Source organism: Synechococcus sp. W4D4 (assembly GCF_047716805.1).
Lineage (GTDB): Bacteria > Cyanobacteriota > Cyanobacteriia > PCC-6307 > Cyanobiaceae > Vulcanococcus.
The window spans coordinates 1275487-1290134 of sequence record NZ_CP180404.1 but is presented as its reverse complement, the minus strand read 5'-3'; the positions used below and the strand labels follow the sequence as shown (position 1 = coordinate 1290134).

Here is a 14648-nt window from a genome sequence, read left to right as displayed (position 1 = left end):
GCTGCGTTGCATGAGGTTCCCTTCTACCGGTCCGCGGCTCCTTAGCGGGGATCGATCTCTCCGCTGACCCAGTAACGGACCCGTTCGGGATGGCGCTGGAGGTAGGAATCGACCGCGGCTTGGGCTGTTCCTTGATGGGCTTGCAGGAGGATCTCTGCTAACTCCGAATCGGGGATCCGGAAGCGCGTCAGGAAGTCCGTCACTGAAGGAGCGATGGCACTCAGGTCTTGGCGGGCGATGGCGTGGATCCACTCCGTCCCCCCAAAGGCCCGTTGGGGATCCTCCAGAAAGCGCAGCTTGTAGCGGGCAAACATCCAGTGGGGCGTCCAGCTGGTGACAATCACCCAACGCTGATCACGGATCGCCTGGTCCAGCACGGCGGTCATGGCTGCACTGCTTGATGCCACCAGGCGCATGTCCGCTAAGCCGTAGTCCTTTAAGGCGACTTGGGAGAGTTGATTCAAACCTGATCCAGGATCAATTCCCTGGACCTGGTTCTTGAAACGCGCGGCCACCGAGGGCTGGCGCAGGTCGGTGATGCTGTTGACGATGTTCGAGTCGACGTAGTCGGGGACCACCCAGCCCAAGCGACCGGAGTACATCGGACCGAGGTCCAGGACCCGTTCTCGGACCCGCTTCCAGTAGTCCTCATGGGTCAAGGGCAACCAGGCCATCAACATCAAATCCAGATCGCCTCGGGCAACGGAGGCATATTGGATGCCGATGTCGGCTAGCACCCGCTCAACCGGCCAATCCAGGTGTGTTTCGATCAGCTGTTTGGCCATCAAGCTGATCACCTCGGCATCCGCCCAGGGCGACCAACCCAGGCGCAATGGCCGACGTTTCGCTCCGGTTCCCGTTTTCTGCGCTGTGCGATCAAGCAGCGTCCCGCTTGGTTCGGATCCGGGACTGCCTGGGCGTCGGCTCAACTGAATCATGCTGGCCAGGGATAATCCGGCGATCCCCATGCCTGCGACGAGCGCGGCTCGCCGCCTCAGCCGTGGTGCGTCACTCATCGGCCTCTCCTTTGACTGCTGGGGGAGAGCCCCTGACTCAAGCGATCCAAGATCACAGCCAAAATCACAACTGCGATTCCGCCTTCAAACCCGAGCCCAACATCCAGTTGCTGGATGCCCCTGAGCACCACATCGCCCAAGCCGCCTCCGCCAATCATCGAGGTGATCACCACCATCGAGAGGGCCAACATGATCGTCTGGTTGACACCGCTCATCACGGTGGGCAAAGCGTTCGGGAGCTGCACCATCCAGAGCAGTTGAAGATCCGTGCAGCCAAAGGAGCGGCCCGCCTCCACCAAATCCGCCGGCACCTGGCGAATCCCAAGGTGGGTTAGCCGGACGACCGGAGGCATTGCGAAGATCAAGGTGGCGATGATCGCGGGTACGGCTCCCGTGCTGAAGAGCATCACCGCCGGAATCAAATAGACAAAGGCCGGCATGGTCTGCATGAGGTCCAGCCCAGGCCGGAGCAGTCGCCAGATCCAGGGCTGACGGGTTCCCAGAACACCGAGGGGAAATCCCAGTAGAAGGGCCAAAAGGGAAGAGGCCAGCACCAGGGCCAGGGTTTCCACCATGGGCTCCCACAGCCCAAGGGCCAAGACCAGGTTCAAGCCCAAGAGGCTGAAGAGGGCAAACCCGCCACTGACCAGGCGCCATCCCGCGAGGGCAACACCCAGTGCAAACAACCATGGCGCGGGGAGTGCCAGCACCCTGTCCAGTCCGATCGCCAGCGCCTGGATGCCCTGTTGAACAACGGCAAAAAAGCCCTGGCCATGGTCAAGCAACCACTCCACGGCAGCATCGACGCTCTGGCCCAAGGGTCCGGCCTGCTCAAGGCTCGCGAAGAGAGGCATCAAGGGGAGGCTCATTGCTCGCTCTCCCGCAGGGTCTCCAGCAGGCGCCGAGGCGTTACGACACCCAGCAGCCGTCTGTCGCGATCAAGAACGGGTGTTGGCCAGGGGCTGCGGGCGACCGCCGCGATGGCTGCGTTCACGAGCAGCTTGGAATCCAGCGCTCCTGCAGCATCGGCTTGGATCCAGCCGTCCTGGGGGCTTATGACCCCAAGGAATTGCCCCGCTTGGTTCAGCCCAAAACACAGTCGCTGATGGGCCGTGGCGGCGGGAGCTGCACCCCCAGGCAGGACCATGCTCTCTGGGCAGGGCTCGAGGATGTGCTCGAGGTTCAGCACGGCCCCCCGGTCGACGCCCTTGAAAAAGGCTCGGACCTCGGGGCTGACCGGAGCCGTGAGCAGCTCCAGGGGAGTGCCGCATTGGAGCACCTGTCCTGATTGCATCAGGGCGATTCGATCGCCAAGGCGAATCGCCTCATCGAGGTCATGGGAGATGAAGACCACCGTGCGTCGATGTTCGGCTTGCAGGTCCAGCAGCAGGTCCTGCATATCCCTGCGGATGAGGGGATCCAGGGCGGAGAAGGCCTCATCCATCAACAGGATGGGGGGATCGAGTGCGAGGGCCCGGGCCAATCCCACCCGTTGTTGCATGCCCCCGGAGAGTTGCGCCGGTTTCTGGTTGAGCTGATGTCCTAGACCCACGCGCTCAAGCGCCCTTCTGGCCGGAGCGAGCCGCTTGGCCTTTGGCAGGCCTGCGACTTCAAGTCCAAAGGCCGCATTGTCGAGAACGCTTCGCTGGGGGAAGAGGGCGAACGACTGGAACACCATGGCCATGGCTTGCCGGCGCAGGTGGTTCAGTTCTCTCTTCGAGAGCTTGGAGAGGTTTTGACCGCGGACTTCGACCGAGCCCGAGCTGGGTTCGATCAGTCCGTTAATCATCCGCAACAAGGTCGATTTGCCTGAGCCCGAGAGGCCCATGACGACAAAAATCTCGCCCGGTTGAATTGCCAGGGATACCTGCTTGACGGCGGCATCGGACTGGCCTGGAAAGCGTTTGGAGAGGGCGTCGAGCGTGATCGCTGAAGACACGGTTCTCCGACGCACTTCGGAAACGCTAGCCATGCATTGGCAGTGCAACAGGAATGACGCAAGAACTCAGGTCTTTAGCAAGTTCAAATATTTGCTCGGATGGCCTTTGCTCACTTTGATGTCGGCGACAGCACTACACCGTCGATCTGTCATACGCCGCTGTTTGCGCTGACAGCCCTGGAGCTCATCGATAGGTTGCGGCCATGGCTCACTTCATGGCTTCGTGAAGTGTGTCCGGAGGCCTCGTTTGAGGTGATCCCCCAGCCCTCTTGCTGAGCTCTGAACGGTCTGCGCCTGTCAGTTGCTCCCCTGGTTTGAATGACAACATCCCCTCGCATCAAGACCTCGGCGGCCCATCGGCCAAAGTTCGTTGGAGCGAAGGATGAACAGCGTTTCGGTGCGGTCCCTGAAGCTGTTCGTGAGACCGATCACTATCAACAGGAATACATCGAGCAATTCGCTGATCGTTGGGATCGGCTGATTGATTGGGAGGCCAGAGCGCAGGCTGAAGGTGACTTTTATATCCGCATCCTTCGCGAGCACGGCGCAAAGTCAGTGCTCGATGTCGCTACTGGAACAGGCTTTCACTCGATTCGGCTCCTTCAGGAGGGGTTTGACGTGGTCAGTGCCGACGGGAGTCCCAACATGTTGGCCAGGGCTTTTCGCAATGCCCGTGACCGCAATCAGTTGTTGAGGACAGCTCAGGCCGATTGGCGCTTTTTGAACCGTGATATTCACGGAACCTTTGATGCGGTGATTTGTCTGGGTAACTCGTTCACCCATCTCTTTCGCGAAAAAGATCGTCGTAAATCTCTGGCTGAGTACTACGCCGTCTTGAAACATAACGGTCTCTTGATTCTTGATCACCGCAACTATGACCGCCTCTTAGAAGGTGGTGCGGCGGTGAAGCAGGGGAAGGGAACTGTGTATTGCGGAGAAGATGTATCCGTGAGTCCAGACTGTGTCGATGAGGGCTTAGCGCGCTTTCGCTATGCCTTCAGTGATGGAAGCACCTTCCACCTGAATATGTTTCCACTTCGCTATGGCTATGTGCGCCGGTTGATGCGGGAGGTTGGCTTCCAAAAGATCACTAGCTATGGGGACTATCAGCGCAGTAAGGACGATCCCGACTTCTACGCCCATGTCGCCCATAAGGCCTACGAGATCGATGGCGATACGACGGTGATCTAGTCATGACTCAGACGCATTTCTCCGCCGCAGAGCGCACGGCTTCGGACTATTACGACAGCGCCGATGCCGATCGTTTCTATGAAGAGGTTTGGGGCGGCGAAGACATTCACATCGGCCTCTATGCCTCGGAGGCCGAAGCCATCGCTCCGGCCAGTCAGCGCACGGTCAACGCCTTAATCGAGCTGATCGGTACCCTCCCGAGCGGGGCCACGGTTGTTGATTTGGGTTCGGGATATGGCGGTGCTGCCCGGCGTCTCGTCAAGGAGTTCGGGGCGCATGTCGAAGCGATCAACATCTCGGCCGTTGAAAACGCCAGGCATCGCCTGCTCAACCAGAGCGCCGGATTGCAGGACCAAATTCAGGTGCACGACGCGTCCTTTGAGGACGTCCCCCTGCCCTCGGGCTGTGCCGATGTGGTTTGGAGTCAGGATGCGATCCTGCATTCCGGCAACCGTCAGCAGGTGCTGCAGGAGGCGGCGCGGTTGTTGAAGCCAGGCGGGGTGATGGTCCTCACGGATCCGATGGCCGCCGATGGGGTGGAGACCGGTTCCCTCAGCGCGATCCTCGCCCGCATTCACCTGCCCGACATGGGCTCACCGGATCGCTATCGGGCCTGGGCCAGTCAGGCCGGCTTGGTTCGGGAGGTCTGGCAGGACCAGACGGCGATGTTGATTCGCCATTACAGCCGCGTCCGCGAGGAGCTCCTGCGCCGTGAGCAGGAGTTACAGACCAAGATCAGCCCGGAGTACCTCCAGCGCATGGCCGCTGGCTTGGGCCATTGGATTGAAGGGGGACGCCAGGGACGCCTGAGTTGGGGGCTGATGCGCTTCCGCAAGCCCCTGCAGGAGGCCTGATGGAGTCCTTCGCCGGCGCGGTGGTGATTTTTGTGGTGGGCGGTGTCGTCACCTTGGCCACCACCGTGATGGTGATTCAGGGCCATCTGCATTGGCGCGGCCGTGATCCCTGGGGGCAGGGATAAGTGATGACTTCCGGCCTCACTTTTGCGGTTCAGCCCTTCTTGGCCCCAGGTATTGCCTGGGCCCTGGTGGTCATCTTTTCGGTGCTCTGGATTGCCCTCGGGGTCTCCTGGGGACGGCGTGGTTCAGGTGATGCCGATGACTACATGCTGGCCGGCCGCAACATCGGTTTGGCCCTGAGCACGGCCACCTTGATGGCCTCCTGGGTGACCGGCAACACCACCTTGTTGGCGCCGGAGTTTGGTTACCGGAACGGCCTCTGGGGGATGTTCAGTTACGCCCTGGCCGGTCTGGGCTTGGTCCTGTTCGCGCCGTTGGCCCTGCGGATCAAAACCCTGATGCCCAAGGGGCGTACCAGCGGCGATTTCATTCGTCTGCGCTACGGCCGCGCGGCCTGGTGGGTCTTCATGGTGATCACCGCGATCTACACCCTGGGCTTCCTGATGACCCAGGCGATGGGGGCCGGGATTCTGCTGGAGGCCCTCTCGGGTTTCGACTACCGCCTGGGGATGGTTCTGGTGATTGGCGTTTCCACGATCTACACCCTCTATGGCGGCATGCGCGCTGTGGTGGGAACCGACTTCATTCAATCCCTATTGATCATGGGGCTGCTGGTCTTGGTCGCCCTGCTGGCGCTGCAGCAGTTCCCGGTTTCTGAGCTCCATCGCGCCTTGGCGGCGGAACACCCGGAGCGACTGAATTTGCTCTTGCCGGCGGGTTTATTGATCGCTTGGAACTCCGCCCTTTTCTCCATGGGCGAGGTCTTTCACAACAACATCTGGTGGTCGCGGGTTTTCTCCAGTCGCGCCTCCGTCGTCTTCACGTCATTTGTGCTGGGCGGATTGGCCTGGATGACGGTGCCGCTGGTGACCGGCTCCATTGGCCTGGTGGCCTTGGCCCAGTCGGTGGAACTGCCCCAGGTGAACATGCTCTTTCCGGTGGTGGCCTCTCAGCTCTTGGGGGCAGGGGGTGCGGCCTTGGTCTTTGTGGTGGTCTTTGCCTCGTTGACCTCCACCTTGGATTCCCTGCTGGCTTCGACGGCGGATTTGGTGGCCGAAGACGTGGTCTTCAAGCTGCTGAATCCCAACTTGAGTGATGCCCAGTTACGGCAGGCCACGCGCATGGTGGTCTTGGGCCTGGGGCTGTTGACCTTGCTCCTGTCCTGGCCGCGGCTTGATTCTTTGGCGTCGGTGCTGTTCTTCACGGGTGCCCTCGTGGCCTCCACGATTTGGCCAGTGGCCTACGGCCTGTATTGGCCCAGCGCGAACCGTTGGGCCGCCATTGCCGCGATGGTCTCTGGCAGCGCCGTGGGTTTGGGTGCCTATTTCCTGATCGCTCCCTACTGCGCGGCTTTGCTCTCTGCAGCGGTTTCAGCAGTGGTGATGGCTGTGGGGACCCAGCTGCAGCCCGAGCGCTTCAACTGGCTCACACTGAAGGAGGGATAGGCCATGGAACGGTTCCGGATGACAACCAGCTGGGCCCTCTCCCTTGCCGTGTTGGCCTTCCTGTTGCCCGTTGCCAGGGCCGGCGACTCGAGCGTGCCACCGCGCTGGCTTGCGGATTTGCCCTTGCTGCAGTTGCTCGTCTACGGAAGTGTTGTGGGCCTGGCCCTCTCGGTGCTGATCCTGTTGATCATTTGGTGGAAAGAGTGGAGGCGCGGTGATGTTTGGTAGCACCTTCCTTTTGACCTCCGGCTGCAACTCAACCCTTAATTGCGTAGTAATCGCTACACAAAAGGCCTCCGTTTTGAGCCTCTTGAATTTGAAGAAAGTGATGTGGCAGGGTGGATTTTGGATTGAGACTCAGTGCGACCAACTCCGCTGTGCTGCTTTGCGGCAGTGGGCCTGGGTCCCCTAATCGCTATGACGACACTCTCTTCCCTCACGACGAGCGCCGGCGTCGACGCATCCCTGCGTTTTGAGCCCATGGGTCCGGATGTGTTCGGCGCGGCCTCACCCCAGGCGCTGTTGGGGGCGATTCAAGAGGACGGCGAGGCACTCCAGGACCTGGTGGGTCAGCACGTGATCTCGATCCAGCCCTTCCAGCCCGAGACCCTGCTGCAACTGTTTCGTTTGGCGGCCAAGTTCGAGAGCAATCCCGACCGCTACACGGCCCACAACACGCCGCTGAAGGGAAAGATCCTGATCAACGCGTTCTACGAGCCCAGTACCCGCACGCGCTTGTCCTTTGACAGCGCCTGGCACCGGCTCGGCGGTGACTCGATCAACATCACCGACCGGGCTACCACCGGGTTGGCAAAGGGGGAGTCCTTAGAAGACGTCGCCCACATGTTCAACAACTACGGCGATTGCATCGTTCTGCGGGACAACGACTCCCAGGCCATCTATTCGATGACCGACACCCTGCGGATCCCGATCATCAACGCTGGTAATGGGATTGATGAACATCCCACCCAGGCCATGGCCGACCTTTACACGATTCTCAAGTGGCGTCCGGCCTTGGCGGCCCCTGAGGTCCCCGCTGATCAGCGGGCGCGTATTGGCGTGGTTGGCATCCCCAGCCGAATGCGCACGGTGCGATCGCTCCTGCGGATCCTCTCCAAATTCCCGCAGATGGTGGAGGAGTTGGTCCTCATCCACGACCCGGCCAAGAACGCTACCGATGAGTTGTTTGATCCCGGGCAACTGGAGGAGCTGCAGCAGGCGGGGCTGAAGGTGCGCTGGACCGGTGACCTGCAGGCCGAGATCCCAGGGCTGGATGTCATCTACATCAATGCCATCGCCTGGGTGGGCGATAGCTACGAGGTGCACGGCAATGCCTTCCGGCTGACTCGGGATCTGCCCTACAAGCCAGACGCCATCGTTCTGCATCCCCTGGCTCGAGGGCCGGAGCTCAGCACCTGCCTCGATGACACCCCCCACAACTGGTACTTCAGTCAGGCCCGGGGAGCGGTCTTTTTGCGGATGGCGCTGCTCACCTGCATGGTGGGCCGCACCAACCGGGTCATGGATGTGATCTGAGGAGGTACGCGCATGTGTGGAATTGGCGGTGTCTTCAGCACTAGGGCGGACCAACCCGTTGATCCGCAGCTTCTGGTCAACATGGCGGCGATCCAGGAGCATCGCGGTCCTGACGGCTTTGGCTATCGCACGCTCGATGCAGCTGGGGTGGGCTTTTGCCACGCCCGCCTCTCGATCATTGATCTCAACGAGACCAGGGCGCGCCAACCGTTCCTGAGCGGAGAGCCGGGGTCGGGAGCGCGGGTCTTGATGGCCCACAACGGCGAGTTCTATGACTTTCAGCGGATTCGCGCCGATCTGACGGCCCGCGGCGTTCGCTTCAGCAGCAAGAGCGATTCCGAGATCCTGCTGCGCCTCTATCAACAGCAGGGTTTAAAGGCGACCCTGCCTCAACTCCGGGGTGAGTTCGCCTTCGCGATCTACGACGAAGCCGGTGATGTTTTGCATCTGGTCCGGGATCGCTTCGGCATCAAGCCCCAGTACTGGACGATGACACCCCAGGGCTTGGTCTTCGGCTCCGAGTTGAAGGTGCTGTTTGCCCATCCGGCGGTGGAGCGCCGCTTCACCTCGGAAGGGCTCTTCCACCAGTTGATGCAAACGATGGTCCCCGGGACCACGGCCTTTGAAGGGATTCACCAGGTGCCGCCTGGCCACGGCATCAGCGTGCGCCGCCAGAACGGCAGTCTCCAGGTCGAGACGTGGAAGTACTGGGATATGGACTTCCCGCGCCAGGGCGAGCGGGACAGCAGCAAGAGCGAGGCCGATCACATTGAGGCGATTCGCGCGGCGCTGCTGGAAGCAGTGGAGCTGCGGATGGTCGCCGATGTGCCGGTGGGTTGCTACCTCTCCGGGGGCATCGACAGTTGCTCCATCCTCGGGCTGGCCGCCGCCGTGAGCCAGAGCCCGGTGAAGGCCTTCACCATTGGTTTTGACGACGCCCGCTACGACGAGTCGCCGATTGCTAGGGAGATGGCCGAGGCCACTGCGGCCGAGCAGGACGTCATGCGTCTGTCGGGCAAGGAGCTCTACGGCTGGATGGAGCGCACCCTCTGGCACACCGAGCGCACGATCTACAACACCTTGGCGGTGGCGAAATTCCTGATGAGCCGCCACGTCAACCAGGTCAACTACAAGGTGGTGATGACCGGGGAGGGCTCCGATGAGCTCTTTGGTGGCTATCCGGCGTTCCGCCGCGACATGTTTCTGCATGGTCTGCAGGACCTGCCTGAGCAGGAGCGCAAAGTCTGGGAAGGCCTGCTGCAGCAGTCCAATGCTCTGGTGCAGGGGGCGATGTTGGCGGCGGATCAAGTGGATGATCCGGACCTCGATGCGGTTGTGGGTTTCACCCCCAGTTGTCTCCAACCGTGGTTGGCCTGTGCGCCGCTGGTGCCGGCCCTGCTGGCGGACGCCCATCGCCAGGCCCTCAGCGGCTATTCCCCGGGCAAGGCCATCGCCAAGACCCTGGATCCCGAACAACTGGAGGGACGCCATGCCCTCGACAAGGCCCAGTACGTCTGGATCAAGACGATGTTGGAGGGCCAAATCCTGACCTGGGGCGGTGACCGGGTGGACATGGCCAACTCCATGGAGGCCCGTCCGGCTTTCTTGGATCACCACCTCGCCGCGGCGGCGGTTCAGGTGCCGCCGGAGTTACGGATCAAGGGCAAGACGGAGAAGTACGTCCTGCGCGAAGCCATGGCCGGCTTGCTGCCGGAGGTGCTCTACAAACGCGAAAAATTCGCCTTCATGGCTCCGCCGGCCCACACCGAGCCCGAGAAGTGGGAGCAGATGAAGCAGTTGGCCAATGACTACCTCAGCGATGAGGCGATCGAGGCCGCGGGACTACTCAGCGTCGAGGGTGTTCGGGCCCTCTTCGCCCGCCATGACGACCCGTCGACGACCGATGCCGACCGGGTACAGATGGACGCAATGATCAACCACCTTCTCGGGGTGCAGATGCTGCACCGGATGTTCATTGCCGCGGATGTGCCGGCCCAGGCCCGGGCCAAGGCCGATGCCCTCGGCTGGCACCCAGCTCAGGAGGCTGCGGTCGTTTGCTGACGTTCATCCCGTAACGGTCACAACCGTTACGGGGCCTCTGGGACCTCTCCTGGATGGTGGGGGTGCTCTTTTGAACGGAAAGGTCTCCGGTTGGTTCTCTCTGCCCCGGGCTTAGACACCCTCGTCACCACCCAACAGCGGCGGCCTACTCCAAATGCCATGCGACTGCTGGCGTCTTTGGAGGCCATGGCGGAGTTGGGACTGCAGCCTGATGGTTCGATTTGCCGTCGCGGCTTCAGTGCAGAAGATCGCCAGGGCCGCGAACGGCTGAGCGAGTGGATGATCGATGCAGGCTTGAGCCTGCGGATCGATGCCGCTGGAAATCTGATTGGCCGGCTTGAGGGCCTGGATCCAAGCCTCCCGGCTCTGGTCACCGGCTCACACCTCGACACCGTTCCAACGGGGGGCCGCTACGACGGCACCCTCGGAGTCTTGGCGGGCTTGGAGTTGGTTCGCTCTCTTCAGGATGCTTCGCTTCGCCTCCGGCATCCCTTTGAGTTGATCGTCTTTGCCGACGAGGAGTCCACGATGGTGGGCTGCAAGGGGATGGCCGGCACCGCTAGCGGTGATCCCAGCGATTACGCCACCAGCAACGGTGAGCCGATCCAGCGGAACCTGGCCCGTCTGGGGGGGGATTGGGAACGGCTTGCCAGCGCCGCCCGCAGTGATGACGCGATTGCAGCCTTTATCGAACTGCATGTGGAGCAGGGGGCCGTGCTCGAGCGGCGTGGGGACAGCATTGGTGTTGTCCAGGGGGTTGTTGGACAACGGCGTTTCACGATTCGGGTGAGCGGCCAGGCCAACCATGCAGGCACCACGCCGATGGGTCAGCGTCAGGACGCCCTAGTGGCTGCTTCCCAGGTGGTCTTGGCTGTTCAGGCCCTGGCCCTGGAGCATCCCGGTGATCCCGTGGCCACGGTTGGCAAGTTTGAGGTCTGGCCGAATGCCGCCAATGTCGTTCCCGGCGAGGTGCAGTGCAGTGTTGATCTGCGTGATCTGGATCCCGAGGTGTTGTCCTCTTTGACGGCAGAGCTGCAGCGGCGCCTTGCCTTCATCGCTGAGGCGACCGCTTGCAGCGTGACGATGGACCCTCAGTTTTCCGTCGACCCCACTCCGGCTGCCCCGGCGCTGATGGACGCGATTGCCGACGCGGCCCGAGAACTGGGCCTCTCCCACAGCCCGCTGCCCAGTCGTGCCAGCCATGACGCCCAAGAACTCGGCCGGCGTTGGCCCATGGGCATGGTCTTTGTCCCCAGCCATCGGGGACTCAGCCATTCCTCGGCGGAATACACCAGCCTTGAGCAGTGCGTGGCCGGGACATCGGTGCTGCTTTCGGCGTTCCTGCGACTCGACGCGCAGCTTCAGGGATGACCTTCTCGATCCTGGCGCGTGATCCCTCCAACGGCCGCTTTGGAGTGGCCGTGGCCACCTGTCATCTCGCCGTTGGATCGACCGTGCCCCACATCCGCTCCGGTGTCGGCGCCGTGGCCACCCAGGCCCATACGAACCCCCACCTCGGCATCTGCGGTCTGGAGCGGATGGAGCAGAACCGCGATGCGGAGTCGGTCTTGGCGAGCCTGTTGCGGGATGACCCCCAGATCGAGCACCGCCAGTTGCATCTGATTGATGCCTGCGGCCGCACGGCGGGTTGGACCGGTGGGGCCTGCGGTCCCTTCGCCAGTCATCGCTGCCATTCCGATCTGGCCGTCGCGGGGAACTTGCTCAGCGGTGAAGGGGTTCTGCTGGCGATGGAGGAGGCCTTTCTCTTGAGTGACCCCTCTTGGAAGTTGGGGCGACGCCTCCTCACAGCCCTGCGGGCGGGTGAGGAGGCCGGTGGAGATCTGCGCTCCACTCATGCCACCTCTGCTGCCCTACAGGTCAGTGGTGAAGCCGCTTTCCCTCTGTTGGATCTGCGGGTGGATTTCGAGGAGCACGCTGTTGATTCTTTGACTGCGCTGTATGAGCGCAGTCAGCAACTCTGGGTGCAGCAATGGCGTGATTCCTTTGCTGAACTTCCCAATCCCGCTAGCAAGGCCTTAAACCGAACCGTCGCTCCACTGTTTGGGGAGGACTCTTCGGTTGCTTAGGCGATGAGTTGGCGAATCATCCGTGCCCATCCATCGGCGTGGGGCGCAGGAGCCAAGAGATAGCGCTTCTGCTCCAAGGCACGGCGAAATGCCGGGTGCGGTCCATCAGGGCCGGGGACAACGACAGCCACATCGCAGGCCTCTAGCAACGGGATGTCATTGGGCGAATCACCCAGCCCCAGCACTCGCGGCCTTTGGTCACCAAGGCGTTGCTTCAGGCGGGCCAACGCTCCGCCTTTACTCACGTCAGGTCCAAGTAGATGGCCCATGCGGTTCCCCTGCACCACGCTTAGACCGAGGGCATCGGCAAGGGCCGGTAGGCGTTCCCGCCCTTCAGCGGAGGGGGGGACAAACGGCACACTCCAGCAGCGCCGCTGGGCTTGGGCCAGAGCTTCACCGGCGAGGCCCAACAGGCGTAGGCCTTCACTTTCGCTGAGGTCCTCCAGCGGGAGCAGGGATTCCCCCAGCAACGCCTCCAACTCATTGAGGCGAGGCCTTAAAAGGCTGTGGTGGATGCCCAAGGCTTCTTCCCACTCCTCACCGCTGGCGGCCTCGCCATGGATCGCTCCTCCATTTTCGACGATGAACGGATCGCGGAGGCCAGCGACTTGCCGAAAGCCCCGGACCTCTTCTGCGGTTTTGCTTGTGCAGGGGATCACGGGGATCTGTCTGGCTTGCAGCCAGCGCAGGGTCTCTTGGGCTGGCTCCCAGCTGTAGCTGTGGTCCATCAACGTCCCATCCAGGTCGGTGACGATCCACCAGGTGTTGGGCTGACTCATCGGTTGCTGATCCAATAGACGCCAAAGGGTTCCAACTCCAGTTGGCGCTCGGTCTTCACCGTTCCAGCCGGATTGAGGTGATCGATCCATTCCTGCGGAGTGGACGCATCCCAGAGCGATGCCAACACGAGCGATTGGCGTGTGGAGCTGAAGTTGTGGATAGCCCACAGACGCGCGTGCGCCAGGCCCCGCTCCAGGATCACAAGATCGGAGCGGCCGGTGCTGAGTACCCGCATGGGTGCGTCTGGCTCCAGGGCGGGGAGGTTGGCTCGCTGACCCATGGCGTATTGCAGCTGGGCAATGTTGCTGCTGGCATCCTGTTCAGGGTCTTGGAGTTGGTGTTGCAAGGTCGCAGCTTTGAACTGCGGCCGGTTCAGGTCCCTCCGATGGCCGCTGGCTTGAAATCGCGCGGTGTCGTTTGGGGCGGCAAGCAGGGCTGGCAAATAAAAGGCAGGCACCCCGGGGAGGGCCAGCTTGAAGCGCTGGCTGAGCAGGAAGCGTTCCCGTTGCCAGCGCGTCGGATCCCGGCCGGGATCTGCCATTGCACTCCACCAGCTGATATTGATTTCGTAGGGAACCTCTGTGCCATCACTCAGTCGCCGGTGGCTGATTAGACCTCCCCGTTGTTCGCATCCCGCCAGGAGCTGCAATAGCCGGGGCTGATCCATTAAGCCCTCCAGCGGCCGAAGCCCGACCCCGTCATGGCTAGCGCTGAAGTTCAGCAGGTTGGTGCCATCGGGGAGATTCGGCCACCCAGCTAGCCAGCGGTTGAGGAGATCGCAGCGCTCGCTCTGGCTGGCCTCAAGCAACAGCGGTGGCAGGGGGAAGTTGTAGGCGAGGTGCGCCTCTCGGCCGGATTGCAGATAGGAGAGGTTCTCTGCCTCAGGGACGTTCGTCTCGGTCACTACGGCGCCCGCCGGATAGTGGGCTTTCTGCAGTAGGCGCAGCACTTCAACGATGGCGTGAGCTTGGGGCCGATGGATGCAGCTGGTGAAGGGCTCCTTCCAGACGTACCCAACCGCGTCTAGCCGCAACCAGCCCACGCCGTGGCTGAAAAGACGTTGCATCAAGCGATTGAAGTGCCGGAGGACCTCCGGCTCCTGCCAATTCAGGTCCACCTGGTCGGGGCCGAAGGTGGTCCAGACATGCTTACTTCCGGTCCTGCCGGCTAGACGGCTGATCAATGGAGAACTACGCGGTCTGACGACGTCAGACCAGCAGGGATCGGGACTGGCTTGAAGGATGCAGGAGCGCCCGGGTTCCTCGTCTTGGAGGCATTGGTGTACCCAGGGATGAGAGGCCGAGACGTGGTTTAGTACGAGGTCTGCCATCAGGAGGCGTCCGCGGCTCAAGGCTGCGAGGTCTTCCCAATCACCGAAGCGCGGCTCGAGCTCATCGTGGCTGGAGATCGCGAAGCCCCCGTCGCTGCTGGAGCGCCAAAACGGCAGCACATGGACGATGGAAGACAGGGAACTCAGCGGGCCATCGAGCAGCTGCCGCAGGAGAGGAAGGCTGGTGCGATCGGTTTCGATCACCGAATCGGCGTAACAGATCAGGACGCTGGTCGAGGCCTTCCAAGGCGGCTTCGCTTGGGTGTGCATCTGCGGACCGATGGGG

The 14648-nt window shown here is 62.0% G+C and carries 14 protein-coding genes; 9 read left to right on the top strand and 5 right to left on the bottom strand.

Annotation, left to right across the window (positions count from 1 at the left end; all coding sequences use genetic code 11):
• Window positions 1–41: 41 nt before the first annotated feature.
• From ACLM42_RS07090 to ACLM42_RS07080, 3 genes are all read right to left on the bottom strand, one after another.
• Window positions 42–833, bottom strand: a complete 792-nt coding sequence (locus ACLM42_RS07090; protein WP_415398634.1) for a glycine betaine ABC transporter substrate-binding protein — start codon at window positions 831–833, stop codon at window positions 42–44.
• Between the two features lie 179 nt (window positions 834–1012).
• On the bottom strand, window positions 1013–1870 hold the full coding sequence (locus ACLM42_RS07085) for an ABC transporter permease (protein WP_415398633.1): 858 nt from the start codon (window positions 1868–1870) through the stop codon (window positions 1013–1015).
• Between the two features lie 11 nt (window positions 1871–1881).
• Window positions 1882–2988 carry a quaternary amine ABC transporter ATP-binding protein gene (locus tag ACLM42_RS07080; protein ID WP_415398632.1) on the bottom strand — a complete coding sequence of 369 codons (1107 nt, stop codon included), beginning with the start codon at window positions 2986–2988 and terminating at the stop codon, window positions 1882–1884.
• A gap of 285 nt (window positions 2989–3273) precedes the next feature.
• On the opposite strand from ACLM42_RS07080, the gene ACLM42_RS07075 reads away from it, so the two are divergent.
• The 9 genes from ACLM42_RS07075 to ACLM42_RS07035 all read left to right on the top strand — a co-directional run bounded on the left by ACLM42_RS07075 (window position 3274) and on the right by ACLM42_RS07035 (window position 12252).
• The gene (locus ACLM42_RS07075; protein WP_415398631.1) at window positions 3274–4146 is read left to right on the top strand and encodes a class I SAM-dependent methyltransferase; all 873 of its coding nucleotides are present in this window, start codon (window positions 3274–3276) and stop codon (window positions 4144–4146) included.
• Window positions 4147–4148: 2 nt separating this feature from the next.
• Window positions 4149–5000, top strand: a complete 852-nt coding sequence (locus tag ACLM42_RS07070; protein WP_415398630.1) for an SAM-dependent methyltransferase — start codon at window positions 4149–4151, stop codon at window positions 4998–5000.
• On the top strand, window positions 5000–5125 hold the full coding sequence (locus ACLM42_RS07065) for a hypothetical protein (protein WP_256463414.1): 126 nt from the start codon (window positions 5000–5002) through the stop codon (window positions 5123–5125). Before ACLM42_RS07070 ends, ACLM42_RS07065 begins: the two co-directional genes overlap by 1 nt.
• A gap of 3 nt (window positions 5126–5128) precedes the next feature.
• Entirely contained in the window at window positions 5129–6568 is a 1440-nt protein-coding gene (locus tag ACLM42_RS07060) for a sodium:solute symporter family transporter (RefSeq protein ID WP_415398629.1), read from the top strand.
• 18 nt (window positions 6569–6586) lie between these two features.
• Window positions 6587–6796 carry a hypothetical protein gene (locus ACLM42_RS07055; protein ID WP_415398628.1) on the top strand — a complete coding sequence of 70 codons (210 nt, stop codon included), beginning with the start codon at window positions 6587–6589 and terminating at the stop codon, window positions 6794–6796.
• A 189-nt stretch (window positions 6797–6985) separates the two neighbouring features.
• Window positions 6986–8104, top strand: a complete 1119-nt coding sequence (locus tag ACLM42_RS07050; protein WP_415398627.1) for an aspartate/ornithine carbamoyltransferase family protein — start codon at window positions 6986–6988, stop codon at window positions 8102–8104.
• Between the two features lie 12 nt (window positions 8105–8116).
• Window positions 8117–10165 carry an asparagine synthase (glutamine-hydrolyzing) gene (gene asnB, locus ACLM42_RS07045; RefSeq protein WP_415398626.1) on the top strand — a complete coding sequence of 683 codons (2049 nt, stop codon included), beginning with the start codon at window positions 8117–8119 and terminating at the stop codon, window positions 10163–10165.
• Window positions 10166–10255: 90 nt separating this feature from the next.
• Window positions 10256–11536: a Zn-dependent hydrolase gene (locus ACLM42_RS07040; protein ID WP_415398625.1), complete on the top strand. Its 1281-nt coding sequence runs from the start codon at window positions 10256–10258 to the stop codon at window positions 11534–11536.
• A complete protein-coding gene (locus tag ACLM42_RS07035; RefSeq protein ID WP_415398624.1) occupies window positions 11533–12252 on the top strand; it encodes a DUF1028 domain-containing protein in 720 nt (239 codons plus the stop codon). Before ACLM42_RS07040 ends, ACLM42_RS07035 begins: the two co-directional genes overlap by 4 nt.
• Here ACLM42_RS07035 and ACLM42_RS07030 read toward each other — a convergent pair.
• The gene (locus ACLM42_RS07030; RefSeq protein WP_415398623.1) at window positions 12249–13031 is read right to left on the bottom strand and encodes an HAD-IIB family hydrolase; all 783 of its coding nucleotides are present in this window, start codon (window positions 13029–13031) and stop codon (window positions 12249–12251) included. The genes ACLM42_RS07035 and ACLM42_RS07030 overlap by 4 nt on opposite strands.
• Complete coding sequence (locus ACLM42_RS07025) at window positions 13028–14632, bottom strand: alpha-amylase family glycosyl hydrolase (RefSeq protein ID WP_415398622.1); 1605 nt, start codon at window positions 14630–14632, stop codon at window positions 13028–13030. The genes ACLM42_RS07030 and ACLM42_RS07025 overlap by 4 nt, the downstream gene beginning before the upstream one ends.
• Between the last annotated feature and the right edge of the window lie 16 nt (window positions 14633–14648).